General features: G+C 62.8%; 24 protein-coding genes and 1 pseudogene. 17 read left to right on the plus strand and 8 right to left on the minus strand.

Annotation, left to right across the window (positions count from 1 at the left end; translation table 11 throughout):
• The first annotated feature begins 60 nt into the window (after positions 1 to 60).
• Positions 61 to 1,065 (plus strand): threonine ammonia-lyase, encoded by a 1,005-nt coding sequence (locus ON38_RS35335; protein WP_157181973.1) that lies wholly within the window; start codon positions 61 to 63, stop codon positions 1,063 to 1,065.
• Between the two features lie 257 nt (positions 1,066 to 1,322).
• On the opposite strand, the gene ON38_RS29015 is transcribed toward ON38_RS35335, so the two are convergent.
• The 4 genes from ON38_RS29015 to ON38_RS38030 form a co-directional block, all read right to left on the minus strand.
• The gene (locus tag ON38_RS29015; RefSeq protein WP_157181974.1) at positions 1,323 to 1,598 is read right to left on the minus strand and encodes a hypothetical protein; all 276 of its coding nucleotides are present in this window, start codon (positions 1,596 to 1,598) and stop codon (positions 1,323 to 1,325) included.
• Between the two features lie 925 nt (positions 1,599 to 2,523).
• Positions 2,524 to 3,780 carry an NAD(P)/FAD-dependent oxidoreductase gene (locus tag ON38_RS29020; protein ID WP_245564358.1) on the minus strand — a complete coding sequence of 419 codons (1,257 nt, stop codon included), beginning with the start codon at positions 3,778 to 3,780 and terminating at the stop codon, positions 2,524 to 2,526.
• Between the two features lie 14 nt (positions 3,781 to 3,794).
• Positions 3,795 to 5,141 carry an MFS transporter gene (locus ON38_RS29025; protein WP_051165416.1) on the minus strand — a complete coding sequence of 449 codons (1,347 nt, stop codon included), beginning with the start codon at positions 5,139 to 5,141 and terminating at the stop codon, positions 3,795 to 3,797.
• 300 nt (positions 5,142 to 5,441) lie between these two features.
• The gene (locus tag ON38_RS38030) at positions 5,442 to 6,671 is read right to left on the minus strand and encodes an alpha/beta hydrolase (protein ID WP_444543714.1); all 1,230 of its coding nucleotides are present in this window, start codon (positions 6,669 to 6,671) and stop codon (positions 5,442 to 5,444) included.
• 150 nt (positions 6,672 to 6,821) lie between these two features.
• Between ON38_RS38030 and ON38_RS38040 the strand changes: the two genes are divergently transcribed.
• The 11 genes from ON38_RS38040 to ON38_RS29085 all read left to right on the plus strand — a co-directional run bounded on the left by ON38_RS38040 (position 6,822) and on the right by ON38_RS29085 (position 17,174).
• Positions 6,822 to 7,166, plus strand: coding sequence for a transposase (locus ON38_RS38040; protein WP_305082410.1), 345 nt, complete (start codon positions 6,822 to 6,824; stop codon positions 7,164 to 7,166).
• A gap of 311 nt (positions 7,167 to 7,477) precedes the next feature.
• Positions 7,478 to 8,953: a 2-hydroxymuconic semialdehyde dehydrogenase gene (locus ON38_RS29035; RefSeq protein WP_039828274.1), complete on the plus strand. Its 1,476-nt coding sequence runs from the start codon at positions 7,478 to 7,480 to the stop codon at positions 8,951 to 8,953.
• 335 nt (positions 8,954 to 9,288) lie between these two features.
• On the plus strand, positions 9,289 to 10,068 hold the full coding sequence (locus ON38_RS29040; protein WP_039828275.1) for a 2-keto-4-pentenoate hydratase: 780 nt from the start codon (positions 9,289 to 9,291) through the stop codon (positions 10,066 to 10,068).
• Entirely contained in the window at positions 10,065 to 10,535 is a 471-nt protein-coding gene (locus tag ON38_RS29045) for a RidA family protein (RefSeq protein ID WP_039828276.1), read from the plus strand. The genes ON38_RS29040 and ON38_RS29045 overlap by 4 nt, the downstream gene beginning before the upstream one ends.
• Positions 10,535 to 11,056, plus strand: coding sequence for a 3-hydroxyanthranilate 3,4-dioxygenase (locus tag ON38_RS29050; RefSeq protein ID WP_039828277.1), 522 nt, complete (start codon positions 10,535 to 10,537; stop codon positions 11,054 to 11,056). The genes ON38_RS29045 and ON38_RS29050 overlap by 1 nt, the downstream gene beginning before the upstream one ends.
• A 2-nt stretch (positions 11,057 to 11,058) precedes the next feature.
• Entirely contained in the window at positions 11,059 to 12,051 is a 993-nt protein-coding gene (locus ON38_RS29055) for an amidohydrolase family protein (RefSeq protein WP_039828300.1), read from the plus strand.
• Positions 12,052 to 12,295: 244 nt separating this feature from the next.
• Positions 12,296 to 13,228 (plus strand): LysR family transcriptional regulator, encoded by a 933-nt coding sequence (locus ON38_RS29060; protein WP_039828278.1) that lies wholly within the window; start codon positions 12,296 to 12,298, stop codon positions 13,226 to 13,228.
• Positions 13,229 to 14,525: 1,297 nt separating this feature from the next.
• A complete protein-coding gene (locus tag ON38_RS29070; RefSeq protein ID WP_039828280.1) occupies positions 14,526 to 14,849 on the plus strand; it encodes a hypothetical protein in 324 nt (107 codons plus the stop codon).
• Positions 14,850 to 15,188: 339 nt separating this feature from the next.
• The gene (locus tag ON38_RS36480; RefSeq protein WP_157181975.1) at positions 15,189 to 15,350 is read left to right on the plus strand and encodes a hypothetical protein; all 162 of its coding nucleotides are present in this window, start codon (positions 15,189 to 15,191) and stop codon (positions 15,348 to 15,350) included.
• 277 nt (positions 15,351 to 15,627) lie between these two features.
• Positions 15,628 to 16,797, plus strand: a complete 1,170-nt coding sequence (locus ON38_RS29080) for an alpha/beta fold hydrolase (protein ID WP_157181976.1) — start codon at positions 15,628 to 15,630, stop codon at positions 16,795 to 16,797.
• Between the two features lie 179 nt (positions 16,798 to 16,976).
• Positions 16,977 to 17,174, plus strand: a complete 198-nt coding sequence (locus ON38_RS29085; protein WP_157181977.1) for a hypothetical protein — start codon at positions 16,977 to 16,979, stop codon at positions 17,172 to 17,174.
• 84 nt (positions 17,175 to 17,258) lie between these two features.
• Here ON38_RS29085 and ON38_RS37735 read toward each other — a convergent pair.
• The 4 genes and pseudogenes from ON38_RS37735 to ON38_RS29100 form a co-directional block, all read right to left on the minus strand.
• Positions 17,259 to 17,432: pseudogene (locus ON38_RS37735) on the minus strand (IS256 family transposase); the annotation flags it as partial.
• A 153-nt stretch (positions 17,433 to 17,585) separates the two neighbouring features.
• Positions 17,586 to 18,788, minus strand: a complete 1,203-nt coding sequence (locus tag ON38_RS29090) for an RNA polymerase sigma factor (protein WP_039828282.1) — start codon at positions 18,786 to 18,788, stop codon at positions 17,586 to 17,588.
• Positions 18,785 to 19,126: a YciI family protein gene (locus ON38_RS29095; protein ID WP_039828283.1), complete on the minus strand. Its 342-nt coding sequence runs from the start codon at positions 19,124 to 19,126 to the stop codon at positions 18,785 to 18,787. The genes ON38_RS29090 and ON38_RS29095 overlap by 4 nt, the downstream gene beginning before the upstream one ends.
• A gap of 5 nt (positions 19,127 to 19,131) precedes the next feature.
• The gene (locus ON38_RS29100; RefSeq protein WP_039828303.1) at positions 19,132 to 19,716 is read right to left on the minus strand and encodes a dihydrofolate reductase family protein; all 585 of its coding nucleotides are present in this window, start codon (positions 19,714 to 19,716) and stop codon (positions 19,132 to 19,134) included.
• 502 nt (positions 19,717 to 20,218) lie between these two features.
• Between ON38_RS29100 and ON38_RS29105 the strand changes: the two genes are divergently transcribed.
• The 5 genes from ON38_RS29105 to ON38_RS29120 all read left to right on the plus strand — a co-directional run bounded on the left by ON38_RS29105 (position 20,219) and on the right by ON38_RS29120 (position 25,495).
• Complete coding sequence (locus ON38_RS29105; protein WP_039828304.1) at positions 20,219 to 20,524, plus strand: DUF1330 domain-containing protein; 306 nt, start codon at positions 20,219 to 20,221, stop codon at positions 20,522 to 20,524.
• A gap of 623 nt (positions 20,525 to 21,147) precedes the next feature.
• The gene (locus ON38_RS29110) at positions 21,148 to 23,739 is read left to right on the plus strand and encodes an AAA family ATPase (protein ID WP_169333311.1); all 2,592 of its coding nucleotides are present in this window, start codon (positions 21,148 to 21,150) and stop codon (positions 23,737 to 23,739) included.
• Positions 23,740 to 23,805: 66 nt separating this feature from the next.
• Positions 23,806 to 23,925 carry an aldehyde dehydrogenase family protein gene (locus ON38_RS37740; RefSeq protein WP_157181979.1) on the plus strand — a complete coding sequence of 40 codons (120 nt, stop codon included), beginning with the start codon at positions 23,806 to 23,808 and terminating at the stop codon, positions 23,923 to 23,925.
• Between the two features lie 101 nt (positions 23,926 to 24,026).
• Positions 24,027 to 24,899: a haloalkane dehalogenase gene (locus tag ON38_RS29115; RefSeq protein WP_245564362.1), complete on the plus strand. Its 873-nt coding sequence runs from the start codon at positions 24,027 to 24,029 to the stop codon at positions 24,897 to 24,899.
• A complete protein-coding gene (locus ON38_RS29120) occupies positions 24,899 to 25,495 on the plus strand; it encodes a TetR/AcrR family transcriptional regulator (protein ID WP_051165420.1) in 597 nt (198 codons plus the stop codon). Before ON38_RS29115 ends, ON38_RS29120 begins: the two co-directional genes overlap by 1 nt.
• Positions 25,496 to 25,506: the final 11 nt, after the last annotated feature.

Genomic DNA, 25,506 nt, shown 5'->3' on the forward strand with positions numbered 1-25,506 from the left:
GCCGCTGATTTGCATCGGGCGACCGAGACTATTGCCCGAGAGCAGATACCATCGGCGCATTTGCTCGCTCCGACGTCAGCCCAGCGCTGGGAGGCGCTAAGACTCGTCGCCGAATCCGGTCTTCCGCTGACTCGAATAGTCAGTCTGAGCAAGGATCTCGATTGGCGGACTCCGGTCGATCTACACCTCGCGCTGGAAAACCTATCTCCGGACACGGGCTCGATCAAGGACCGGGCAGCACGTCTGCTGAGTCATCAAGTGGCGGGCCTGCAACCGGGGACGCGATGCGTCATCGCATCTTCCGGTAACCACGGCATCGCTTATGCCAGAGCCTGTCAGCAGTCCGGGACGCCGTTGACCGTGGTAGTCCCGCGCGGCACTTCTCAACTCAAAGTTGCAAAGATTGAACACTATGGCGCGACTGTTGTGCGGCACGGAGAGACCTGGGACGAGGCTTACGACCATGCCAAACACTTCGTCCGCGGAACCGATTCACATCTTCTGGATGTCGACGCACCGGATTCGGTCGCCGCATTGGGAACCGTTGTGCATGAAATGCTGACTCAGCACCCCGATGTCCACGCGATCGTGTTGCCCGGCGGGGGTGGAACCATCATGACTGGCGCCCAGGTCGTCCGCGAGTTCGAGGAGTTGTCAGGTCGTCGATATCTGGTACTGGGCGCTTGCCCCGCCGACTCGGCCACCCTCGTGAGGTCACTACAGGCGGGTGCGCCGCGCACCACCGAAGCGACCACGATCGCAGAGGCGATGAGAGTCGAGACCGTACCCGCGCATCTGTTCGACCAGATAAGGACCGGAGTCGACGACATCATCACGGTTCCGGACTCCGATATCGCCCGCGGGGTGGTCCTGCTCTCCGATGCCATGGGCCACCCGGTAGAAGCCGCGGGCGCCGTGGGTCCGATGGCAGTTCTGCAGAACGATGGAGTGGTGCAAGGGGTTTTCGACGACTACGATCTCCGTGGCAAGAAGGTTCTCACGGTCGTTACCGGTGGCAACATCGCGACGAAGGTGATCGATTCCTATCTTCATGAGCACTTTTGACAGCATATAGTGGGTCGATCGCGCGGTCATCGGGCCTACACCTACATCGCGCCACCCGCAATCTGATCCGGCCGAGAGCACCCGCCGGTCGGGTCGACAGCGCTGCCCCTGGCCAGAGCCCGCAAGCAGCACTCTGCGAGGGGCAGCGGATCGCCCCGCCCGGCCTGGCTCTCGGTCATCGCCCTGGTGATCGGTTTGACAGCCACCGGTTGGCCTCGATGTTCTGAGCCGGGGGTGACGGTGGCTTCCAGGCCCGGTCAGAACAGTGAATGGCCGTTCTCTTCGTACCATTGCTCTTCCAAGCGATTCTTCTCGTTCCAGCCCCTCGGCGGTCCGTCTGTGCCGCCGGGCCCGACCGGGAACCCCTTTTCGACAATGCGCGCGTTGGCTTTCGGATACGCGTCCAGCACGCACTTCAGGGCGCTGGTCAGGGATAGCTTGTACTTGCGGATGGCCTGCCGGCCGCTGTTCGGGGTGACGGTGCGCGTGCTCCACATATCCAAGGTCTTTGGCGATGTCAGTGGGATCGTCACGAATATTCGATTGATTCGGCAGGCTTGCACAAGAAGTAGTGGGTACCCCTCATCGGCACCCGACTACTTCCCGGCTGATGCACGCCGCTACTGGTCGAGCGGCGACTGTTGCTCTCACACATGCCTTCTCTATTCGGCTTCTGTGTCCGAGCGTCACCCTGGACCGCATGCAGCTGGAGAAGATGACCTTGCGGCGAGGCTTCGCCCGTTACCGGGTGTACGCAGGAGACCTGAACTAAAGCATGGCGTTCATGCTCCACCCATCTCCGGAAATGGGCGGACGCCGGGCCAGTCGCCTGGGTCGAGCCAGGGTCGGATCGCTACCCAGTCCTCTCCGGTGAGACCGGTCGTGTCATCGTCGCGCCGACTGTCCGCACCCTTCTTTTGGCGGCGAGAGCTACCGGTACGCGCATCGTGTCCATACCCGTTGCGCGCGCTCATCGGCGTCTTCCTAATTCGAAATGGCCGGCCTCGTAACGCAAGACCGCCTCCCGAGTTTTCCCCGGTTCGAGAGCGTTGCGAGAAAAGAATTCCAGCTCCGCGTCCGGGTAGATATGTTTTGCCCACTCGTATGCGTACAGACCCCTTCGTAACCAATGTGTAGGACAGTCCCCGAACGAACTGTTCGGATACGGGTCATCCATAACCAGCGCCTCCATCGCTGCCTCGAATCCGGCTGGGTTCGCCGTGATGTCTCGATCGTTCATCGTTCTCTCTATCCTCTGTTGATAAAGGGGCACGAGCCAGTTTTCCGAGAATGTGGATGCAACCTCCTTTCAGTGTCGGAGTAACAAGTCGCATTGAAAACGTCGGTAGCTTCACTTCTCCCATATTCGATTGGTGTACCGTCTGCTGCGCACGAGTTCGGTTGAGACCGACCGGTGGTTGTGAGCCGGAGATGGTTCGCCGGTTGTGCGCGACGGAATCAGATCTTGGCGGCGGGGGGCCGGACTCCGACCTGATAGTCGGCGGCCCGCAAGAGTTCCGCAGCGTCGAGCGGTGGATATATCCGCTCTCGATTCGTTGTCTCCTTGCGTTGCTTCGCCGCGTCCCCGGTGCTGACGACCGTTCGCTCCCACCCGCTGGTGAGTACCGCTCCGGCTGCGCCAAGGTCGACACATGTCGCGTAGGGGGCGGGGCTGAACGGCGCAAGCGGCAGGCCGAGCAGATCCGCAGCAGCGTTATAACCCGCGTACTTGCCCAGCGGAATGGCATGCTGGCAGGACTGCAATACCAAGCGTCCGGGTTCCTCGGCGTTCGCGGCTGCGGTGTCACCCGCGGCTAACACCGCGGGTGCCTCCGCAACCTGTAGATACTCGTTGACATACAGTCGGCCCAAGGGATCGCGCCGGCCGGGGATCTCGGCCGTGAGCGGGCTGGCCTGGACACCGGCTGTCCATACAACAGTGCCTGCAGGTAGCTCAGTACCGTCGGTGAACCGGACGACGTCGGCTGCGACTGATGCGATGGTCTGCCCGAGTCGAACCTCGACGCCCAGCTTCGCCAGTGCTTCTTCGATGGCAGGGCGCGGACCGGGCCCGAGGTCTGGAGCCACGGTGTCGGCGCGCTCGACCAAGACGACCCGGGGCGGCGGGTCAGCCGACTCTGCGTCGGACGCCAGGTCGGTGAGCCGCCCGACCAGCTCGGTGGCGACTTCGAGCCCAGTGAAGCCCGCGCCGACGACCACCACGGTCCGGCTGCCCGGAGCTTTGGGCAGGGAGCGAAGATGCTTGTCGAGGGCGGTCGCCCCCTGGATCGTGTCGACGTTGTGCAGGTATTCGGAACCGGGCAGGTCTGCGGGCCTGATGGTACTGCCGGCAGCAAGTACGAGCCGACTGTAGTGGAGCTTCCTCCGCCCGTTCCCGTCGACTGCCGACACGGTCCGGGTGCTGGTGTCGATAGCAGAAACTGTGGCAGTCACCTGGGTCACTCCGATCGAGGGCAGGATTCTGCTCAGCGGAATCCGCAGGCGCTCGGGGTCGGCTTCGTAGAGCCGTGGCCGAATTACCAGGTCGGCGCTGGAAGAAACCACAGTGATCGAAAGCTTTGCGCCGGTCTGCTCGCGGACCCGGGCGGCCGCCGCAGCGCTCCACACCCCGGCGAACCCGCCGCCGACGATGAGTATATCCATGGAATACAGATCCTTTCTCGGTTCTTCCATTCCGGCGGCAATGACCTTCACTGCCGCCGGCACTTCTACTGCTGGGGACTGAGTACCGTCTGAACACCGTCACCCTCACCGGTGTCGATCTGGGGAGCTGTGCGAAACAGTGTGTGCGCCGCCCCCAGACTCAACACGCAGACGACGACGAGATAGCCGGTGATGAGCGCTGTTGTGCCATTGAGCGCGAACAACGCAGAAGCGATAAGTGGCGCCGTGCCGCCGATCATCGAACCGAGGCCGAGGATGATCCCCATGCCCGAATAGCGCATGGCCGGCGGGAACACCGCCGCCATGACACTGCCCTGCAACGCATGCGAGATAGGTGTGGTAAGCGCCATGCAGAGGAAGGCGGCTGCGGCCGTCACAAGGGTGCCTTGATTGAGGATGGGGAAATATACGACTGCCGCGGCGAGTAGCGCCACCGACCCGAACATGAAAACCCTACGACGTCCGTATCGGTCGGCCGCGCGAGACCAGAACGGGATCGAAGCCATCCAGATCAGGCTGCCACAGGTAATGAAGAGCAGCAGCACCTCACGATTCATGAGCAGGTCCTGCGACCCGTAGGACAACGAAAATACCGTGAACACATACGAGCAGGTGGATGCGGCTGTCACCATCAATACGGTCGCGATGATCTGCGGCCAATACTTACTGAGCGCGGCCCAGCCGGGAACGGCGATGATCTCGCTCTGTTCCTGAACAGCACTGAAGCGCGGGGACTCTGTGATTCGCAACCGAATAATGAGTCCGACGACGATCAACAGGCCGCTGAGCAGGAAAGGTATTCTCCATACCCAACCAGTGAACGCGTCATCGGAGGACAGCGTTGCGGCGATGAAGTATACCAAGTTCGCCAGGACCAAACCGGCTGGAACACCCATCTGCGGAAATCCGCCGAAGAAATTGCTGCGCCCGGCCGGTGCATGTTCGACCGACATGAGAACGGCGCCGCTCGTTTCACCGCCGAGGCCAATACCCTGCATCAACCGAAGTAGCGCCAGGAGAATGGGAGCCCAGATTCCGATCGTGGCATAAGTAGGAATAACGCCGATCAGCATGGAAGCCAATCCCATAGTCAGCAGTGATACTACGAGGGTTGCCCTACGTCCGACTCGATCGCCGAAATGACCGAATATAATCCCACCCAGTGGCCGCGCAAAAAAACCGACCGCGAATGTCGCGAAGGCGGCGAGCGTTCCCCCTGTAGGGCTCATGGTAGTGAAGAACTGCTTATTGAACACCAAAGCCGCAGCGGTGCCGTAGAGAAAGAAGTCATACCATTCCAGGGTGGTACCGATCAGGCTCGCGATTGCCACGTTGCGCGGTTTCGAGTCCGATTCGATCTTCCGATCCTGCACTCCGGCAAGGTCGTTCATACTTGACTTCCAATCTGCTAGTGCGGGGTTTCCGCGCGTGGCGTCGCCCGTATTTCCGTCGATGCGGGATGCTTGGAGATAGCTTGCGCGTAATGGATTTGCTGGTCAAATAGCTTTTTGCTGCCGGGGTATATCAATATCGGCATGCCAGACAGGTTGCAGGTCTCCACCAAGAACAGTCGAGATCGAACAGGACCGTGTCGCGTTCTGTTGTCACATCGCCCGGCGGCGAGGAAGGTGCAGTCTGCGTGCTGATCACAACAACCGCTCACGCTGGCCCGCGCTGGATAGTGCCTACGGTCAGTTGGCGTTCGTGCCCGGACGCCGACCAGTGCCCGCGATCAACCTCGTCAGCGCGTAAGTGAGGGCAGAGTTCGGATCCGCCAGATCCAGGAACACGTCATAGTGATTGCGATCGGGGACGACGAGCAAGCTACTCGGCGCATGCTGTGACCACAGCCGATGGAATCGACGGCTCTGGTCGAGGAACCCTCGGCCGTCCAGCTCGGCGACGGCGATCACACAGCTCGGGCCCCGCCTGCCTGTGTGCAACGCGGGACTCAACGCGGCCGCACGTTCAGGCGTCAGGCCGAGCCAGTCATTGGCAAAAGAATCCACCAAGGGGCGAAGGTCGAACAGTCCACTGATAGGTAGTGCTGCCCGCACCACATCGGATGGGAGATCCAGCGCGTGCTGCCAGCCGCCGACCATCAAGGTGCCGGCAAGGTGGCCGCCCGCCGAGCTGCCGCCCACAACGATACGATTCGGGTCTATGCCGTACGTGCGGCCGTTGCGGTAGAGCCAGGCCACCGCGGATCGCACTTGGCGTACGATCTCTTCGAGTGTCGTGTCCGGCGCCAGCCCATAATCGACGCTAACCGTGACGATCCCATGCCGGTGCAGTGTGCGCGCCATGAAAGAGGTATCACGGCGGGACAGCATCCGCCAGTACCCGCCGTGTATGACAAGAAAAGCGGGAGCAGGTTGTCCGGTGACGCCCCAGATGTCGAGCATCTGCTCGCTGTGTGAGTCGTAACGAATGTCGGGGTATCCACGCAGGCCTTCCACGGCTTCCGCTGAAGCGCGGCGGTATTCGCCGATCACGTGGTCGAACACGGCTGTCGGCACCGTATTTCTGACGTTGTAATCGGCGTCGATCTCGGGGTCGGACATGGTGGATCCTCGAGTTTGTAGGTGTCTCGGGTTGGTGCCCTGGATGCCCAGAGTGGTGTGCTCTAGCTGAGAGGCGCGAAGGTGATCGCCGAGGCCGCTCGTATGCGCCGTGACCCGAGCGAGGTCACGATGCCTGACGAGCTGGCTGTCGGGTTGACCCAGTTGACCGGATATCGTACTGATCTCATGGGCGACCGGGTTGCCGGGATCAACCGGCTGCGTGCCTTGCCCCGGTCGATTTTCCCTGCGTTGGAGGCCGCGTTCGATTTCTCGAAACGGACTCCGCTGATCGCGGTCGCCGGAATGTGCACTCCAGCCGAGATCCGCGGGGCAGGAATAAATGGTGTCACTGTTCATCTCACCGGCAACGGGGCGTAGAAGCCCGCCATCACCCAGACCGCGGTCGATGCCGCCGGCCGTCAGACCCTGGCCTTTCCAGGCGAGGCCGACACCACCATGCCGGTCAAACAGATCACCGCCATACTCCTCGATCTCGATCGCGAGATCATGGACACCGACCGACTCGTCACCACTGGTCCCCGGCAACACCCGTGGGCGCGCGTCATCGAACCGCTGCCCGGGATAGGCCCCGGAGTGGGTGCGGAATTTCTCATCGGCACCTGCGGTGACCTGGCGGATTTCGCCAACGCGGGACTTTTGCCGTCCTATGCCGGGCCGGTGCCTGTGCCTCATGACTCGGACCGGGCCGGGCCGGGCCACTTTACCGCCCGAAAAGCTACAACCGACATATGCGCAGGTTTTCTCCATCGCGGCCTTGTCGGGCCTGCGCTACGAGAACGGACCGTCGCGGCGGTTCTACCACCGCAAACGAAGCGAACGCCAGATCCATAGCCACACCCTCCTAGCCCTGGCCCGCTGGCCGGTCGACGTGCTCTGGGCTCTGCTCCGCGATGGTCGCGAATTCAGCATCGACAACACTGATGCGGTCGCCGCTGCGTCTCGACATGGTCATCGAGAGTCTCGGACGGATCCATCATCCATCTACGAACCCATACGTGTCGAATACCGATACGTGCTCGACCTATACCCGGTAGATATAGCGCGGGGATGTACGGTATGGCTCCTATGCCATACCGAAATGGTCATAACGACAGGAGAAATACCTATTTGTTCGCAATGCATTCTCCCGCCACAGTGGTGACATGACGCCACAGGCACCACGGTGGATCCGCAATTTCGTCGATGGTCGATTCGTCGACCCGGACCCCGCCCAAATCTTCGATAAGTCCAACCCCGCCACCGGCACGGCGTTCGCCCACGTGCACCAGGCCGACCGGCCAGTGGTAGACCGCGCGGTGACCTCGGCTCGGCGTGCGCTCGACGGCGCCTGGGGTCGGACCTCGGTCCAACAGCGCACCGCACTCCTACGGCGCGCCGCCGACCGGATCGAGGAACGGTTCGAGGAATTCGTTGCCGCGGAAGTTGCCGATACGGGCAAGCCCGTAACACAGGCCAGGGAACTCGATGTCGCCCGTGCGGTGACAAACTTTCGCGCCTTCGCCGATATAGTCGCGGCCGCTGGTCAAGAGTCATTCATCACCGAGCGGCCCGGCGGCGGAACAGCATTGAACTACGCAGTCCACAAGCCGTTGGGTGTGGTCGCGGTGATCGTGCCGTGGAACCTGCCCTTGCTCCTGCTGACCTGGAAGGTCGCGCCGGCGCTTGCATGCGGTAATGCGGTCGTGGTGAAGCCGAGTGAGGACACCCCATCCACGGCCACACTGCTCGCGGAAGTGTTCGTCGAGGTCGGGCTGCCCGCCGGCGTCTACAACGTGGTCCACGGTTTCGGTGGCGACTCCGCCGGTGAGTTCCTGACTTCACACCCCGGGATCGACGGGGTGACGTTCACCGGCTCGTCGGCGACGGGTTCGCAGGTGATGAAGACCGTCGCACCGCGCGTGCGCCCGGTGTCGTTCGAACTCGGGGGCAAGAACGCCGCCATAGTGTTCGACGACGTGGATCTAGACGAGGTTCTCAGCGGATTGAGCAGGTCCGTGTTCACCAACACCGGGCAGGTATGTCTCTGTACCGAGAGAATCTACGTACAGCGCAGCATCTTCGATGACATCGCCGCAGGTCTGGTGGAGCGCGCGCGCGACCTGCGGCTGGGCGATCCAGAGGATACGCAGACCACAACCGGGCCGCTCATCTCGCAGACTCATCGTGACAAAGTGCTTACGTATTTCGAGATGGCCGAACGCGAGGGCGCGAAGGTGCTCACCGGTGGCGGTGTGCCTGCGCTGGGCAGCGGCCTCGAGGGGGGGTCGTGGATCGAGCCGACCCTGTGGACCGGACTGACCAATGCCGATCGCGTAGTGCGAGAGGAGATCTTCGGCCCCGTCGCCGCGTTGATCCCTTTCGACACCGAAGTCGAAGCAATCACGCTCGCGAACGATACCGACTACGGCCTCGCGTCAGCGGTATGGACCAACGATCTTCGCCGCGGACACCGCGTCGCACAGGCGATGAATGTCGGAATGTCCTGGGTGAATACCTGGTATCTGCGAGATCTACGGTCGCCGTTCGGTGGCATGGGCCTGTCCGGCATCGGCCGCGAGGGCGGCGAATCTTCGCGGCACTTCTACACCCAGCCGACGAATGTTTGTGTGTCGCTGTAATTCTCATCGGTACCGATCGCAATCGACCTGTCCGATCGTCGTATCGCTGGCACGGATACTCCAGCTTCGTGAACACATGAGAAATATTGACTCGCAAGCCTACCTGCATACCTCGCGCGAACTGATGAAATCGCTTGGCAGGCGCTAGCTACCTATGACCGACTCGTTTCAGTCGCTTACCGTGTCAGTCCTACACGCTACCGTCCGGCGCAGGGCGAGCCCGATATATTCACCCGCCGGTGGCCGTAATCCGGTCGGTGGCCACGAAGACGTGAGCGTCGATATCGCCGTCGCTCTCATCGCTCGAGCGAGAGAAGGAAAATGGTTACCACACAATGACTTCCAATATGCAGACCGCACTCGACATCGATGCACTCGCCCGTCGCCTCGATGAAGCACAGACCACCCGCACAGATACGCCGAGTCTGGCCGACGGCCACGAACTCACGATCGACCACGCCTACGCCATCCAGTCGGCGTTGATCGCGCGCCGTGAGCATCGTGGCGAGAAGGTAATCGGTCTCAAATTGGGGTTCACGAGCGAGGCAAAGATGGCACAGATGGGTGTGTCCGAAGTGATCGTCGGCCACTTGACCGACGCGATGCGCTTCGCCGACGGTGACTGCCTCGAACTCACCTCATTTATCCACCCCAGGGTCGAACCCGAGGTCGCTTACCGGCTCGGCCAGGACGTCGACCCCGACGATGCCATGGTAAACATCGAGGCCTGCGTCGACGCGGTCGCACCGGCGATGGAGATCATCGATTCCCGATATCGGGATTTTCGCTTCACCTACACCGATGTGGTAGCCGACAACACCTCGGCCGCCGCATTCGTGATCGGGACATGGCAACCATTGCGGTCGATGGACAACCGTGCGGTAAGGATGAAGGTCGCCGGCGTGGAGTCGGTCGGCTCGACTACGGCAATCCTCGGCAACCCGATCAGGGCACTGCACGCTCTCTCAGAGATATGCCGTCGCAGGGCAATTCCTCTGCGAGCCGGACAGGTAATTCTCGCGGGCGCGGCGACCGCCGCGCTGCGGCTCGAGTCCGGCATCGTCGAATGCGATATAGCAGGATTGGGCAGCGTGACGTTCGAGGTGAGTCGATGACCGAAGCCGAAACCTACGAGTCGACGGTTGTTGCGGGTCGCGCCACGCCGCGGGGACGGTTCCCACATGTGAAGGTGGTAGGCAACCTTATTTTCGTGTCCGGGACGAGCTCACGCCGGCCCGACAACACCTTTGTCGGCGTCGAAGTCGATGCAATGGGTACGACGAACCTCGACATCCGAGCGCAGACCCGCGCCGTGATCGAGAATATTCAGGCGATTCTACACGAGGTCGGCGCAGATCTGCCCGATATCGCACAGATCACCACATTTCTGGTATCGATGAACGACTTCGGCGGATACAACCAAATCTACGGAGAGTACTTCGACGAGCACGGACCGACTCGAACAACAGTTGCGGTGCATCAACTGCCACATCCGTATTTGCTGATCGAGATACAGGCAATCGCGCACCGTCGACCTGGACACGCGGACGTCGACAACGACCACGACCTGAAGGAACGGTAATGACAGATATTCCAGAGCCGATCGATTTCCAAGGCTGGATCGACGAGCACGAGCACTTGCTGAAACCACCGGTGAACAATCAGACCATGGCACTCGGTAACGATTTCATCGTTCAAGTAGTCGGCGGACCCAACCAGCGCACCGACTTTCACCTCGACCCCTATGAGGAATGGTTCTACCAGGTCCGCGGTGATATCCATGTGAACCTCATGACCGGTTCCGGGCCTCGTCGAGTGGATATCCGCGAGGGAGAGGTCTGGTTGTTGCCCGGCGATGTGCCCCATTCACCGCAACGCCCGGACCCGAATTCGATCGGTCTCGTCATCGAACGAGTCCGCGAAGAAGGCACTCTCGAGAAGTTCCAGTGGTACTGCCTCGATTGCGGGACGTTGATCCACGAGACCGAACTACAGGTCCGCAACATTGTCGAAGACCTGCCACCGGTATTCACCGAATTTTACGACAACCAGCAGGCCAGACGGTGCGATAACTGCGGTGCGCTGCATCCAGGCAAAGGGTGATGATGTCCGACATCATCGACATCCACACCCATTACGTACCCAAGGGCTGGCCAGATGTCAGCGCCGAGGGCGGCCCGGACGCACCATGGCTGAGGATCGAATCCGAGCACGAGGCAATGATCATGATGGGCACCAGAGAATTTCGACGCATCCAGTCCGACTGCTGGGACGCCGAAACTCGGCTCCGTGATATGGATGCCGATGGTGTTCGCGCCCAAGTGATCTCTCCCACGCCAGGATTCTTCAACTATGGACGCACCGGTGCGCAAGGCGCCAAGATCGCCCGGATCTTCAACGACCTCGCCCTCGATATCGCCGCGCCCGCGCCCGACCGGCTGATCCCGTTCTGTCAGGTCCCTCTGCAGGACACCGATCTTGCCTGCCAGGAACTCGACCGGTGCCTCGCCAATGGGCACCGTGGCGTCGAAATCGGTAACCACGTGGGCGACCGCGACCTCGACAGTGCGGGCATCGTTACATTCCTCCAACACTGCGCCGACCTCGGAGTTCCGGTTTTCGTGCATCCGTGGGACATGGCGAGTTCGCCTCGCCTGGACCGGTGGATGGGGCAATGGCTGACCGCGATGCCTGCGGAGACACACCTGTCGATTTTGGCACTCATTCTCGGCGGAGTGTTCGACCGTGTAGACGAGCGATTGAAGATCGGGTTTGCCCACGGCGGTGGGTCGTTCGCGTTCTGGATGGGCCGCATGGAGAACGCCTGGCATCGCCGAAACGACGTCATCGGCACATCCGAATACCCGCCCTCGCACTACCTCGGCCGGTTCTATGTCGACTCGGTGGTATTCGACGACCGCGCCCTGCGCCTGCTCGTCGACACGGTGGGACGCGCACGGGTTATGGTGGGCAGTGACTACCCCTACCCCCTCGGCGAACGACCGATCGCGGCGGTCGTACGCAAGAGCGACCACCTCGATATCGCAACCAAAAGGCTCATCACCCATCAGAATGCCGAACGCTTTCTCGGGCTATAGCGTAAATACCCACCGGGTACGTTGTTGATGCGCAGTTCCAGCGCCCCCGGAATTGCTGGAGTGCAGCTGAGATTACCCGGGGCCCGCGATGGGGGCAAAGCTGGGCCGCATCCATCTTCCTGTTTTGTCTGGATCGAAAATCTGATATGGAAGAACCCGATCTCCGAATAAGCCGAGGTACAGGCATCGACTTGCTGTATTCTACACAGGCGAGTAGGGCTGATATAAAATCAGGGAGGTTGCAGTGGACCACCCACGGTTACTGGACGGCAGGCTGAAGCTGCGCCACCTGACCCTTGTGGACGCGTTGACACGACAAGGCAGCGTGATCGGCGCGGCCGCGACGCTGCACATCGCCCAGCCGGTCGCCACGCGAAGCCTGCACGATCTCGAGGCGATCCTCGGCGTTCCGCTCTACGATCGCGGACCGCGTGGGATCACTCCGACGATCTTCGGCGAGGCATTTACCGCACACGCGCGCGCGGTACTCGCCCAGCTGAGCCAGGCTGGGCGACATGTCGCCGAACTCGCCGACGCCGAGCGCGGCACCGTGGTGGTTGGAACACACCTGGCGGGGTCGAATGTGTTGCTGCCGCAAGCTATCGCCCGATTGAAGATAGATCGACCGTTGCTGACCGTGATCGTGCGGGAAGGTTCGCCAGAAGCCTTACTCGTCGAACTCGAGGCCGGTCGCATCGACATGATCGTCGGGCGGCTCACCGCGCCTACCACCGAGACAGCCATCCGTCAGCCCTTGTACGACGAGTTCGTCGAGGTCTTCACGCGAGTGCAACACCCACTCGGCGACCGCACCGAACTCGCTTTGCGGGACCTTGCGGAGTTTCCCTGGATCCTGCCGGGCACCGAGACAGTGCTGCGGGGCGAGTTGGAAGAGTTCTTCGCACGGAACGGTATGCCGCTGCCGGAGAATCGAGTCGAGGCCACGTCCTTTCTGACGGTCCGACAGCTACTGCTCGAGACCGATCTCGTCGCGGTGTTGCCGAGCCTGATCGGCCGAAGCGACGATCGTTTGCGTACACTGCCGGTTTCTCTCGATACGATCGGGCACAGCGTCGGAATCACCATCGCGGCGATGCGAGCGCTGAGCCCGTCGGCAACCGTTCTTGCCGACAATCTCCGTCAGGTCGCGGTGAAAGGATTGCAGGAGTCGAACTGAGCAGGACCGCTGCAAGGTTCACAGTGCTTCCAGGTCGCAGGCTTTCTCCCTCACGGGCGCAATCGCTGACCTCGGGCGAATACTTGTAAGCAGCAGACAATCGACCTGCTTCCATCCGGCGACATAAAGGCCGCGGATCAACTTTGTGCGCTGGACACTCCAGATCTCGGCAACGAGGTCCCTGTACGGAGTTTTCCGCAGTGGAGTCCACCAGTCCGGCGTCAGTGTGGGCACGGGCGATCCCCGCGCAGTAACCGCAGGGCGGGCAATGGCGCCCGGGCGCTGCGGGTCGGCAGCCACGGTGGACAGGAACCGGACGACGGTCTTCGGTACGGCAGTGCCTGCTGTCCGGCTCTGACACACCATGCGCTGGATGCGTTCCACGCCCGATCACAGGTGCATGTGGTGTTCCCGGCGTCAGCGAACGCGGTGAATTCCGCGGCCGCGACGTCGGTGAACGCCTGGTACTCCGCGGCCGAGTCATCTGCATTGCTGTCGGCGATATCGGCGAATGCCGGTCGGAGCATGTGGCCGTAGAGTGACATACCTGAAATACGTCACTGTGACATCTGCCGGGCCGGTCATTCGCGTCCTCCTCTATGGTTCCCGCCACACCCGGAAGCCGTCGCCGGCGGCCGCGTGGGACAGGAACGCCTCCAGGACACTCGGGCAGTTCCGGCCGCCCGGCGGCGGCTCCGCCGGCGCGTTCGGCGGGCGGTGACCCACCAACCGTCGGCGGCCGCCAGCTGAGCCCTTGAAGGCCGCCCACGGGAGAACGTCATGGCCCCGACATCCGTCTACTGCGGATCGAGTTACTCCGGGATCGCCTCAACCCTCCGTATCAAACTTTAGGTAGGTACTTCGTGGGTGAAAGGAGCGTTCTTACCGATTCAGACCAGATGCCTAGACGATAAGACTTGAAGGTGTCGGCGGTGGAGCCGCCGACGCCGCCCCAAAGTAGTACTCGATCGCGCGGCCGAACGCGCCGGGGACGGGCACGGAACCTTCGGCGCACAACGAAGTGCAGCCAAGCTCGAGCAGCGTCGCTCGGAGGTTGTGGCCATTCCAGGACTGGCAGTCGTGCGGTACGAGCGGTCACGGAGCACAAGTTTCCGGTGTCGACACGTTGGCCGACCGGAAGCACAGAATCCGCGTCCAACATTCGATAGCACGGCCGGACTCGACTTTTGCCGAGCCCCGGCGAACAGGTGCACTACAGTGCCCTGCGATGACCTGTCCATCTGGCTGCGAAGGGTATGGCCCAACGCGGCCGAACGATCGAGAACTGGCTCATCTGATGACTACACTACTACCCCTTGCCTATGGCTATCTACGCGATGACCTGCTTCACGACAGCGACGCCGATACGATCGAAAGCAGGCTCCGAGCCGCTGCCGGCTTACTCGGATACGAGCTGGGCACGGTCTTCCACGAGCCGGCACCACAGAACGGATTACTCCCCCCGGCATTCGTCGATCTCGTCCAGGAATGCCGTCGAGCCGCAGCTCACTCAGTGATAACCCTGACTGGTCACATGTCCGACATGGCCGTGTCCCGGATGGTCCTGCTGGCCGTTCTCGAGGCGCGAGCCGATGCCGAGGTGCACGAAGTCGCAGCGTGACGGTTGCGTGACGCTGCCCATCCCGATGCCGACCGTTCACGTGCATAACGCGGCATCGATTATTACAACCGGGGAGAGCCCGATTCGGATTCCGTCGCCACAACCGCCCGAACCAGGTCGGCGCTCCCGGCCTGGCCAGGGCCAGGCCGGGAGGCATGCAACATCCCGACGGTTCCACGTTGAAGAACCAGACACCAACCGCGAGGGATTCTCGACTCACTGGACTCCGACTCGTCAGATCTCGGAAACGATCCAGGTCACTCCGATACCGATTATGACAAGAAACCCGGTTTCGGTGTATCGATCACCTAAGAGGGCGATAGAGGGGAGCAGACGGAGGTGGCCACCAACTCCAACCAGGTCGCCGCGCTGTCGCCCTACGTGCGTTCGCACATCAGCAGGTTCGGCGCTTACGCCACCGACGAACTCACCCGCCAACCCGACCCGTTCGACCCGACACTCGAGGAAATCGATTTCTCGGCCCTCGACCCGGCCGCCTGACAGGTGACTGCGGAGACCATGGGAAGCAAGACGGGCGTGAATCACCTCGGGTTCGACCTTTCGGCAGCCACGGACGCAGGTCTGCACCGGCCGGCGCGTGTGGGGTTCCGGTGGTAATCGCCGGTGTGAGCGAGTTGATACCGTGATCGGAGGAGTTGGTCTTCCTGGGCTGTGTTCAGCTGTCCGCGACAGATTGATGGTACTCGCGCCGGATTACTCGAAATCTCGGGCGCTTCCGTCTTCCACCACCGCGAAGACTCTTCGGTCTGCGGTCCCCATGTACTTGGATGCCGAACGCAAAAGACTGTCCGCTTTCGACATCCCCTCGAACCGGCCGCTCAATAAAGTTACCCCCCGCGGTGAAACACCTGTCGGCAATACCCCTGCACACGGGAACGATACTCCGGGCGGCACCGGCACCGGCGGCGGACCACCAGATGCCGGAACGCGAGGAGGGGAAGAACATCCCGGAGATTTCGTCGTCACCCTCCCGGACGGACACAGGTTGCAGTGCCGTGTCGAAGGACCGGAAGACGGTACACCGATATTCCAACTCCATGGCACACCGGGCAGTCGCGTGGACACCGCCCCACCCGAACTGCTCGATCGACTCGGTGTACGGCTGATCACCTACGACCGCCCCGGCTACGGCGGATCCGACCCACAAGAAGGTCTGAAGATCTCCGATAGCGCCACGCATGTCAAAGCGATCGCCGACCACCTCGGAATCGACAGATTCCCCGTCGTCGGCCGATCCGGCGGAACCGCTCACGCAGCGGCAGTGGCAGCAGCCCTGCCCGACCGGGTCACCAGACTCGGACTCCTCGTCCCGCACGCACCTCCCGCCCTGATGAAAGAAGAGAACTTTGTGGGCATGACCCAGAAACCTGAGGTTACGGCCGGCCAGGCTTTATCAATCGAAGGAGTGACTGCAGCGCGACTCGCGAACTTCAACGCACATCCCACCGATCCGATGACAATCATTGGTATTCCGCGGAACGAACTCGGCAGTATCGATCGGGAAATCGTGGACAAACACGCGGAAAATCTATGCATCCAATTCGCTGAGGCCTTGAAGCAAGGCGACAAAGGCTGGAACGATGATTACAACATCAGAGAGAAAGAGCCCTGGGGGTTCGACATCAGCGGCATCAAGTGTCCGACTATCGTCTGGACTGCGAGCGGGGACGGATTCGCACCCACTGCGCATGCCGAAAGGATCGCCGCACAGCTTTCACCAGGCCAGGTGCGACTGTATGCAGTTTCCGGAGACGAAGTGGGTCATTTCGGTGCGCAGGAGATCAAGCCGGGTACGTACGCATGGCTGTCCGGGAAGGAAGATCTGGCACGTTTCCCGACCGACCCACCGCCCGGCCATCCGCCCGGAACGCCCATCCCTACCGGGCTCGACCAGTGGACGTCCCTCGCCGAGCCCAGCACCGGATGACCCGATTCCGTCCGAGAGCCGGACGTCGCGCCCGTAGCAATACGCCCCAGGGCCTGTGACATAGAATATGAATCACCTATCACATACACTCCGACCGGGCCGGGGCCGCACAGGTCGCTGATGGCTGCTGCGGGGGGCGACTCGGCAACGTTATACGTCACATCAGTGCGGAGGTGCTCGTGTCGGTCGTCGCGTTCCCGGCCCTGGACCCCAGCGGCGATCGGCCCACCGTCGCCGGGGCGGTCGACCGCTTCCTGGACTCGCTGCAGGCGGCCCCCACCCGTGTCGGCTACGCCGAGATCCTGTATGCAGATCTCGAGAGCCCGCACCTTGACGTTCACCCAAGTCGCGAGCAAGTGCGCCGTGAGATTGCCTAAATGATCTACCAGAGTTCGGATTACGATAACTATTGTCCGATATTCCTCGAGGCCTGGAATGACGAGTTCGGGAATTGAATTGCGGTTGACGCGTTCGTCGCTGCGCTGGCCGTACTCGGCGCCGCAGATGGCGTCCGCCTCGGCGCTCGTCATCGTCTAAATGAACGAGGCGAGCATCTGACGAAGCAGATCCGGGCTCGCCGCGGCGAGTTGTATCGAATCCGAAGGGTCACCTGGGGGTGGTCCGGTGTTTTCCAGGTCCGGTTCATAAGGAACCGAGAAGATCGGCCCACCACACAACGCGGTCCGGACCATCGCCGCCGAATTCACGGTGAAGAGTAGCTGTACATAGCGTGCGGCTATCTGCTGCAGTTCGCTGAGCGAGCCTTTATCGCCGCCTGGAGCACCGTTCTAGTCGCGTCGGTCGCGCCGGGCGATCAAGAATCTGCGCTCTGACTGGTTCGCGGTGATCTGGGCCGCAGCATCGAAGGCATGCTGTGCTTCCCGGCTTCGTCCGAGGCGGGCGAGGAGGTCGCCGCGGACCGCGTGGAACAGGTAGTAGTTTCCGAGATCCAAGTCATCCACCACACGAAGTGCCACTGCCGGACCCTGGATCTCGGCGAGTGCGACCGCGCGGTTGAGCGCCATCACCGGACCGTTGTCGAAGGGTAGGAGGCAGTCGTAGAGTGCCAGGATCTGAGTCCAGTCGGTGACGGGGTCGGTGTGCACGGCATTGATCGCGGCCAGGATCTGATATCGGCCCGGCTGATTGCGGCGCAGGCAGGCGCGGACGATTGCTCGGCCTTCCAGAACCAGGTCGGCGTTCCAGCGTGAGCGATCCTGGTCGGCCAGTCGAACCAGATCGCCGTCCGGGCCGGTGCGGGCGGCTCGGCGGGCCTCGATCAACAGCATCAGCGCAAGAAGACCGGATGCCTCCGGCTCGTCGGGCATAAGCTCCGCCAACAACCGGGCCAGCCGGATCGCCTCGGCACACAGATCGGCGCGGGCCAGTTCAGCGCCGGAGGTCGCGGTGTATCCCTCGTTGAAGATCAGGTAGAGCACCGCGAGCACCGCACCGAGGCGATCAGGCAGATCAGCGTCGCGGGGCACCTTGTAAGGGACCTTGGCATCGCGTATCTTCGCCTTGGCCCGGACGAGGCGCTGTGCCATCGTCGGTTCGGGCACCAGGAAGGCGTGGGCGATCTCGGAGGTGGTCAGCCCACCGAGCAGCCGCAGCGTAAGCGCTACCTGTGCGGGCATGGCCAGAGCCGGGTGGCAGCAGGTGAAGACCAGCCGGAGGCGATCGTCGCGCACGGGTCCCTCCTCTTCGGGCTCGTCTGGGCAGTACGTGCACTGCGCCTCGGCGTGCTTGTGCGCGCGGAGCGATTCGCGGCGTAATTCGTCGATGGCCCGATTACGGGCGGTGGTGATGATCCAGCCGGCAGGGCTGGGTGGCATGCCGTCGACCGGCCAGCGTCGCAGGGCGGTGGTGAACGCTTCGGCGACAGCGTCCTCGGCTGTGCCGATATCCCCGAGCCCGCGCACGAGTACGGCAACTGCTCTGCCGTACTCTGCGCGGAAGACGTCCGCAATCTCCTGCTGTGTCGGACTCAATACGGCTCCACGTCCTGAAACGGGCGGACCTCGATCGGCAGTGTCGTCGCGGCAGCCGCCTTGCGCCCCCACGCCAAGGCGACGTCCAGGTCGGGCGCGGTGATCACCCAGAAACCGCCGACGTGCTCCTTGCCTTCGACGTAGGGGCCATCGGTGATCATCCCATCTGCGCGCACGACAGTGGCGGTGCCGGGCGCGTGCAGGGCACCGGTGAACACCCACGAGCCGCTCTCGCGCAGTTCCTCGTTGAACTGGTGCACATCGGCCACGACCCGGGCCATCGCCACGGGGTCCGGCTCGCCTTCGGGCTGGTAGATCGAGAGCAGGTATTCAGGCATGGTTCCTACTTGCGGGTGTAATGGGCGATTATCACGCCCGTGGTGGTGGTGACGCTACTGGTCAGGTCGAACTCGGTCAGTGGGGCGGGGCCCTCGAACAGCCGCGTGCCGGAGCCCAGGGTCAGCGGGTGGATCAGCAGCGTGTAGTGGTCGACGAGGCCCGCGACGTGCAGGTCTCGGACCAGTGAGGCGCTGCCGATGATCGTCAGGTCCTTACCCGGCGCGGCCTTGAGTTTCGCTACCGTCTCGACGGCGTCGCCCGAAAGCAGGATCGAGTTCTGCCAAGCATCGGCGCTTTTCAAGGTTCTGGAGGCGACGTACTTGGTGGCCGCATTCATGTGCGAGGTGAACGGATTGTCGTCAGTGCGAGTACCCCAGGCGGTGATGAAGTCGTTCCAGGTCCGGTGTCCGAACAGCATGTCAGTGGGTCTGGCCATGCTCTTACCCATCTCATGGCCCATGACCTGATCGTTGTACTTGCCGCCCCAACCCCCGTGGGTGAAGCCACCGCGGGTGTCCTCGTCGGGGCGGCCAAGGCCCTGAACGACTCCGTCGAGGGTGATGGACAACGTGGCGTTGACCATGCGCATGATCACGCTCCTTGCTCCTGCGGACCGCCCTTCCGCGGCCCGTTCACCCCCTATACGAAGAGCCATCGGCGAAATCGACACACGCCGAGATTTTTTCCGAGCCGAGTCACCGTGCCAATTCCTGTGCCGAATCTACTCAGCATCGGCCTCGTCGGGAACGTCCGGTCGGGTGCAAGGACGGTCGGCATGAGCGGAGCTGTCGGCAGCCACGGAAGACCAGTGCCTCGTCAAGCAACGTTGGGTAAGTAATACGGGTGCCGGTTTGTGGAGTTGACGGCGAACTCTCGTACGGGTCGAAAGTGCTGGTTGCGCCAGCGAATGTAGGCACCGATCGCCGCGTCCTGCTCACTATGACTGCGGTGATCGGTGCCGTTCAACGCGAGGTAACGCAACCGGCGCCCTGGAACAAATGGCCCGACCGACCGACGCACACCTGCAACCAACCCGCTGAACACAGCCCCGATGCCGGTGCGGGAACCGCGTGCTGGTGCATGCTATCGGGATGGCGAATCAACCAACGACACTGTGCGTTCTGCTGTGGGCCCATCCCGGCCAGGAGTCCGCGCTCGTCCGGTACGAGGACCGGGTGCTGCAACTGATCACCGACCACGGTGGGCAGGTTCTGCAACGCGGCACTGTGCAAGCGCCCGCCGACGAGGCGCCCACAGAAGTACAGTGGCTCATCTTTCCCGGCGACGATGCGCTGGACGCCTACCTGAACGATCCACGACGCCAGGCGCTGATCGCCGAACGGGACGAGGCGATCGCAAGGACCGACGTCCTGCGCATCCAGCCCAGCCGGTGCTGAGCATGCCGGTAGACCGCGCAACCGCACGGGACATCAGGAATTCCTCATCCAGATCGTCGCTCTCGGCGCTCTGCGGTAGCCCGAACCCAACGCCTGCGACATCATTTCACCCGACGGCGCAAACACCCGCCACTCGCGGGAGCATATGCGGTTTCGGCGATCCGCAACGGGCCGAACACGATATCGACGACGGTGTGGTGGTGCCGCACGCCACCACCACACCGAACACCCCGGGCTCGCCGCGCAGCCACGCGAGTCGGACACGCAGTACCCTCCCAGCGAGAGCATCACCGCGAGATCCGTCATGATCTTCCCGGGATCGTGCCGGGCGCCGGGCTTGCGCGACAGTGACCGCTACGTCGACAAGCGCCTGGTCGAACCGGCATTCCCCGCGGTCCGTACAGCAACCCCGCCCCGGCGTGCGACCCGACCGGGCATTTTGTCGCCGGCCGAACGGAACTTCGCGGTCACCGCGTTGATCGAGCAGATCACCGATACCGGCGCGGATCTGCTGATCCGCGCGAAACTCACCCGGCGTGTCCCGCCGTGTAGAAGCGGGTTTTTGCCAGGTCAGGGCGCCGGGCGGCATGACAGGCCCGGCTGTAACGCGTTATTCTTCTGTCGTGGAAGCACCTCCGCGGGACCCTGCCGGTGGCCTGCCCGCCCCCGATCTCACCTTTGTGGGTCGGGAACAAGAGTTGCAGCAGATCAGGACGCTCCTGGGTACGGTCCGGTTGACAACCCTGATCGGTCCGGGCGGAATCGGAAAGACCCGCCTGGCCGCTGAAGTGATCCGCGAGTACCGTCATGCGCACTCCGGGCGTTCCGCCGTGTTCTGGGTGCGGTTGGCGCGTTTACCCAAGGGAAGCGGAAGCGCTGCGGTAGAAGAGGAAATTGCTCATGCGGTGATCGACGGCGATTTCTCCGGGCGGTCGACCTGGGACGCCCTCGTCGACACCTTCACCCGCACCGGGCCGACCGGGCGTGTCCCGCCCACCGTATTGGTACTCGACAACTGCGAACATGTGCTCCCCGACGTTGCCGAGGTGATAGCCGATCTGCTCGAGGTGATCCCCGAGTTGACCGTGTTGGCCACCAGCCGCCAGCCGGTCGGCTGGGTCGACGAGTACCTGGTCCCGGTCCCGCCGCTGACCGACCAGCAGGCGGCGCTGCTGTTTCGCCGGCGCGCCGAACTCACCGGCCACCCGCTGGCGGGCAATGATCAGATGAATACCGCCGCCAAGATCTGCCATCGGCTGCACAATCACCCCCTATACATTCAGTTGGCGGCCGCCCGGCTACGTCATCAACCGCCGGCGCTGGTGCTGAGTGGGCTCACCGGACGCGCCGACGACGCCCGGCTGCGCTGGAAGCGCAGTCTCCGCGTGGGAGCCGAGCCCCGCCATTACGGGGTAGGCGACGCCATCACCTGGTCGTATGAGTTGTGCACGAACAAAGAACGTTTGCTGTTCGACCGCCTGTCGATCTTCGCCGCCGGTTACGCCACCGGCCCCGGTACCGCCGATCCGGATGTCGGTGCCGATCTGGAGGCCATCCGGACCATCTGCAGCGACGAAACCGACTCGCTCGAGGACACTGACGGCAGCCGCGTGATCCTGGCCCCGGAAGAGATCGAGGACCTGCTGGAACGGCTCGTCGATCACGCGCTGGTGTCGGTGCACCGGACACCGACCACGGTGCGGTACAGCTTGCTGGAAAGCCTCCGGGTCTATGCCCAGGACCAGTTGCGGCAACGCAGCCGTCCCACTGGGGACGAGCCCGCCGTGCTGGCCGACCGGCACCTGCGGTACTACCGGGACCGAATCCGTTACGCTGCCACCCAGTGGCCGCGCTCCGAGCGGCAGCATCTCATGGCTTGGGTTCGAACAACCTGGGCCAATACTGTGATCGCCCTCGAGACCAGCCTCACAACGCCCGCTCAGGCCGCTCTCGGCCTGCAAATCTGCGTCGATCTCTACGCTATGCAAAATTTTGTCAACGGGTCGGTGCGAGAAATGCGTGGCTGGACCGAACGATGCCTCAACGCCACTCGGGCACAGGACAGTCGGCTCACCGGCCTCCAGATCGCAGGTATGGCCACTATCTCGGGGCTGGCCCTGCACCAGGGCAGAGTGGAGGAGACCGAACAGATACTGGAGGCCTGCGTCACCGCCTGCATCGATGATCCGGACGCCAGGGCTAACTGGCGGAGTACCACCGGGACGGATATCGGCCTAGCCCCTGCCGTCGAACACGCATGGGGATACGAGCTGCTGTTCGTCCGCGGCGATATCGGTGCCATCGATGTGTTCGTGCGCGCCCGAGACAAATACCTCGAGCAGCGCGATTATGGTTCGGCGGCCGTGAGCGAACTGCATGCCAACCTCGCCGCGGGCGTGCTGGGAACCGCCGATCAATCCTTGGAATTGACCCAGCGTTACTACGACCACGTCAACTTTCCCGCAACATCACAGGAGAGGTCATGGGCCGAGCTCGCCTGGGCGGTTGCTCTGACCCGGTACGGTGAGCCTTGCAAAGCATTAGAGCTCGGGCGGTCCTCGCTAGCCTATCAGCTCGCTGTCGGTGACTGGGTGGTCGGAATGTGGGCCGTGCAGATCCGCATCTGGACGCTGGCGCGTCTGATCACCGACCTACTCACCACCGGAAACCCCGACCACACCGAGTCGACGACTCTGGCCATCGAGATCGCCCACCTCGCGGGAGGTATGGCGACCATGGCCGACAGGTTCGGCATCGTCATCGATGCGATAGGGCCCTTGACCGAGAAGTCCGAAGAGGCCATTGCGATTGCCCATCGGATACTGGGCCCCAGTACGTTCGCTGCGGCAGAAGCACGCGGCAGGCGCCTGCGCCCCGAATACAACGAGACCCAGCGGCTGGCCCTGGGCACGCTCACCATCGAGACCTCGACCGCCGATCACCCCACCGAGCACCAGCACGTTTCCCACTGGCACGAATTGACCCGAGCCGAACGCGAGGTCGCCGTCCTGGCCACTGCAGGCTGGACCAATCCCGCCATCGCCGCCCACCGAGGGAAATCCACCAGGACCATCGACGCGCAGATCACCGCCATCCTGCGCAAATTGAAGGTCAGGTCCCGCGAGGACATCATCGACCACATCCCTCGGGACATCATCGACGAAGTCCGCGCCGAAGCCACGCGAAAGCCTGACCGAAGAATCCGAGAAACCTAGAGGGCGCGCAGATTGGGTGTTGATACGCGCCCGTACGGTCGCCGACCGGCTGGAATCCGGCAGGGTGTGGATCAACGACCGGCACCGCCTCCCGAGCTGATGCCCTACGTCGGGTACAAGCAGAGCGGCTTCGGACGCGAGCTCGGGCCGGACGCGCTCGACGCGTGCACCCACCAGAAGAATTGACGGTATCGGTTGTCACGTCCCGGCTGCTACTGGAACCCCGGAAACCCGCCTCTTGACTTTAATACGTTCGTACGTATTCTAGGGCTATGACACCTGCACCTATGGACACTCTCCTCCCGCGCATCGATGTGCTGGGCGAACAAATGGCCTATCGTTCAGCCGGCGACCCGGATGCACCCATCACCCTCTTCCTGCACGGAAACCCGACTTCGTCGTACATTTGGCGCGACATCCTTCCCCTCGTCGCTCCCGTAGCGCGGGCTATCGCGCCGGACCTGATCGGATTCGGACAGTCGGGCAAGCCAGCACTCGATTACAGCTTCATCCAGCACGCTGCATACCTCGACGCGTTCATCGACGAGCTCGGTATCGAGTCCGCCTATCTGGTGGCCCAGGACTGGGGCACTGCCCTCGCTTTCCACCTCGCGGCCAGGCGTCCCGACTTCGTCCGCGGCCTCGTGTTCATGGAATTCATCCGGCCGATGCCCTCTTGGTCGGATTTCCACCAGAGCGATCAGGCCCGCGAACTTTTCCAGTCGCTCCGATCACCCGCCGGAGAGCGGCTGATCCTGGAGCAGAACATCTTCGTCGAACGCGTGCTGCCCGGATCGATCGAACGGCCACTCCTGGCCGAGGAGCTCGACACCTATCGCACACCGTTCGTGACCTCGGACTCCCGGCGACCGACGCTCGCCTTTCCCCGACAGCTGCCAATCGGCGGCGAGCCTGCCGACGTCACAGCGATGCTGAGCATCGCGCACGACGCGCTGCGCGCCTCGGTCTATCCGAAGCTCGTATTCGCGGGCGACCCCGGCGCTCTCCTCAGCCCCCAGCAGGCTCGCGAGTTCGTCGCGACTCTGACGAACGTCGAATTGGTGCAGCTGCCAGGCGGCCGGCATTACCTCCAAGAGGACTTCCCGCAGTTGATCGGCAACGAGGTCGCCCGTTGGATTCGCGAGAACGAAGCACCCTGATGCCCAAGCCCAGCCACCGCGACGCTCTGGTCGAAGCGGGACTTCGGACCATGTTCCGCAAGGGGTACGTGGGCGCCGGCGTGCGTGAGATCGCCGATGCGGCAGGAGCTCCCCACGGTTCGTTCACCAATCATTTCCGCTCCAAGGAACAGTTCGCCCTTGAAGTTCTCGACACCTACTTCGAGCACGTCAGGTCACTGATGGCCGTGGCCGACGAGACACCCTCACCGCGCGACAAGATCGAGCGCTACCTCGACCTCGTCACCGACCGGCTGATAAGCGACGACTTCGCTCGGGGATGTCTCATCGGCGACCTCAGCATCGAGGCACCTGGCCACAGCGAGCCGATCCGTGCCCGGCTGAGCGATATCTACCAGGAATGGATCGGGAGGTTCACCGAGTGGATCGCAGAGGCTCAACGCGTCGGCGAGGTCACCGACGCGTTCGACGCCCACGATCTCGCCGACCTGCTCATCACCGGCTGGGAGGGCGCGATCCTCCGCACGAAGGTCGAGCGCAGCAGGGCCCCGCTCGACCGGTTCCGGGCGATCGCCCTGCCTGCCATGCTCGCAGCCGACGCTCATCAGACCAGGTAGCCGACCGACCG

The sequence above is a fragment of the Nocardia testacea NBRC 100365 genome (assembly GCF_000308775.1).
Taxonomy (GTDB): Bacteria; Actinomycetota; Actinomycetes; order Mycobacteriales; family Mycobacteriaceae; genus Nocardia; species Nocardia testacea.

What these genes read in the sequence shown, in the direction of transcription:
- ON38_RS29025 (WP_051165416.1), bottom strand. Translation starts at nt 5,141, where the DNA reads ATGAACGACCTTGCCGGAGTGCAGGATCGGAAGATCGAATCGGACTCG.
- ON38_RS29120 (WP_051165420.1), top strand. Translation starts at nt 24,899, where the DNA reads ATGCCCAAGCCCAGCCACCGCGACGCTCTGGTCGAAGCGGGACTTCGG.
- ON38_RS38030 (WP_444543714.1), bottom strand. Translation starts at nt 6,671, where the DNA reads ATGAACAGTGACACCATTTATTCCTGCCCCGCGGATCTCGGCTGGAGT.
- ON38_RS29115 (WP_245564362.1), top strand. Translation starts at nt 24,027, where the DNA reads ATGGACACTCTCCTCCCGCGCATCGATGTGCTGGGCGAACAAATGGCC.
- ON38_RS29050 (WP_039828277.1), top strand. Translation starts at nt 10,535, where the DNA reads ATGACAGATATTCCAGAGCCGATCGATTTCCAAGGCTGGATCGACGAG.
- ON38_RS29055 (WP_039828300.1), top strand. Translation starts at nt 11,059, where the DNA reads ATGTCCGACATCATCGACATCCACACCCATTACGTACCCAAGGGCTGG.
- ON38_RS29045 (WP_039828276.1), top strand. Translation starts at nt 10,065, where the DNA reads ATGACCGAAGCCGAAACCTACGAGTCGACGGTTGTTGCGGGTCGCGCC.
- ON38_RS38040 (WP_305082410.1), top strand. Translation starts at nt 6,822, where the DNA reads ATGGACACCGACCGACTCGTCACCACTGGTCCCCGGCAACACCCGTGG.
- ON38_RS29035 (WP_039828274.1), top strand. Translation starts at nt 7,478, where the DNA reads ATGACGCCACAGGCACCACGGTGGATCCGCAATTTCGTCGATGGTCGA.
- ON38_RS29105 (WP_039828304.1), top strand. Translation starts at nt 20,219, where the DNA reads ATGGCGAATCAACCAACGACACTGTGCGTTCTGCTGTGGGCCCATCCC.
- ON38_RS29040 (WP_039828275.1), top strand. Translation starts at nt 9,289, where the DNA reads ATGACTTCCAATATGCAGACCGCACTCGACATCGATGCACTCGCCCGT.
- ON38_RS29095 (WP_039828283.1), bottom strand. Translation starts at nt 19,126, where the DNA reads ATGCCTGAATACCTGCTCTCGATCTACCAGCCCGAAGGCGAGCCGGAC.
- ON38_RS29070 (WP_039828280.1), top strand. Translation starts at nt 14,526, where the DNA reads ATGACTACACTACTACCCCTTGCCTATGGCTATCTACGCGATGACCTG.
- ON38_RS29100 (WP_039828303.1), bottom strand. Translation starts at nt 19,716, where the DNA reads ATGCGCATGGTCAACGCCACGTTGTCCATCACCCTCGACGGAGTCGTT.
- ON38_RS29080 (WP_157181976.1), top strand. Translation starts at nt 15,628, where the DNA reads ATGTACTTGGATGCCGAACGCAAAAGACTGTCCGCTTTCGACATCCCC.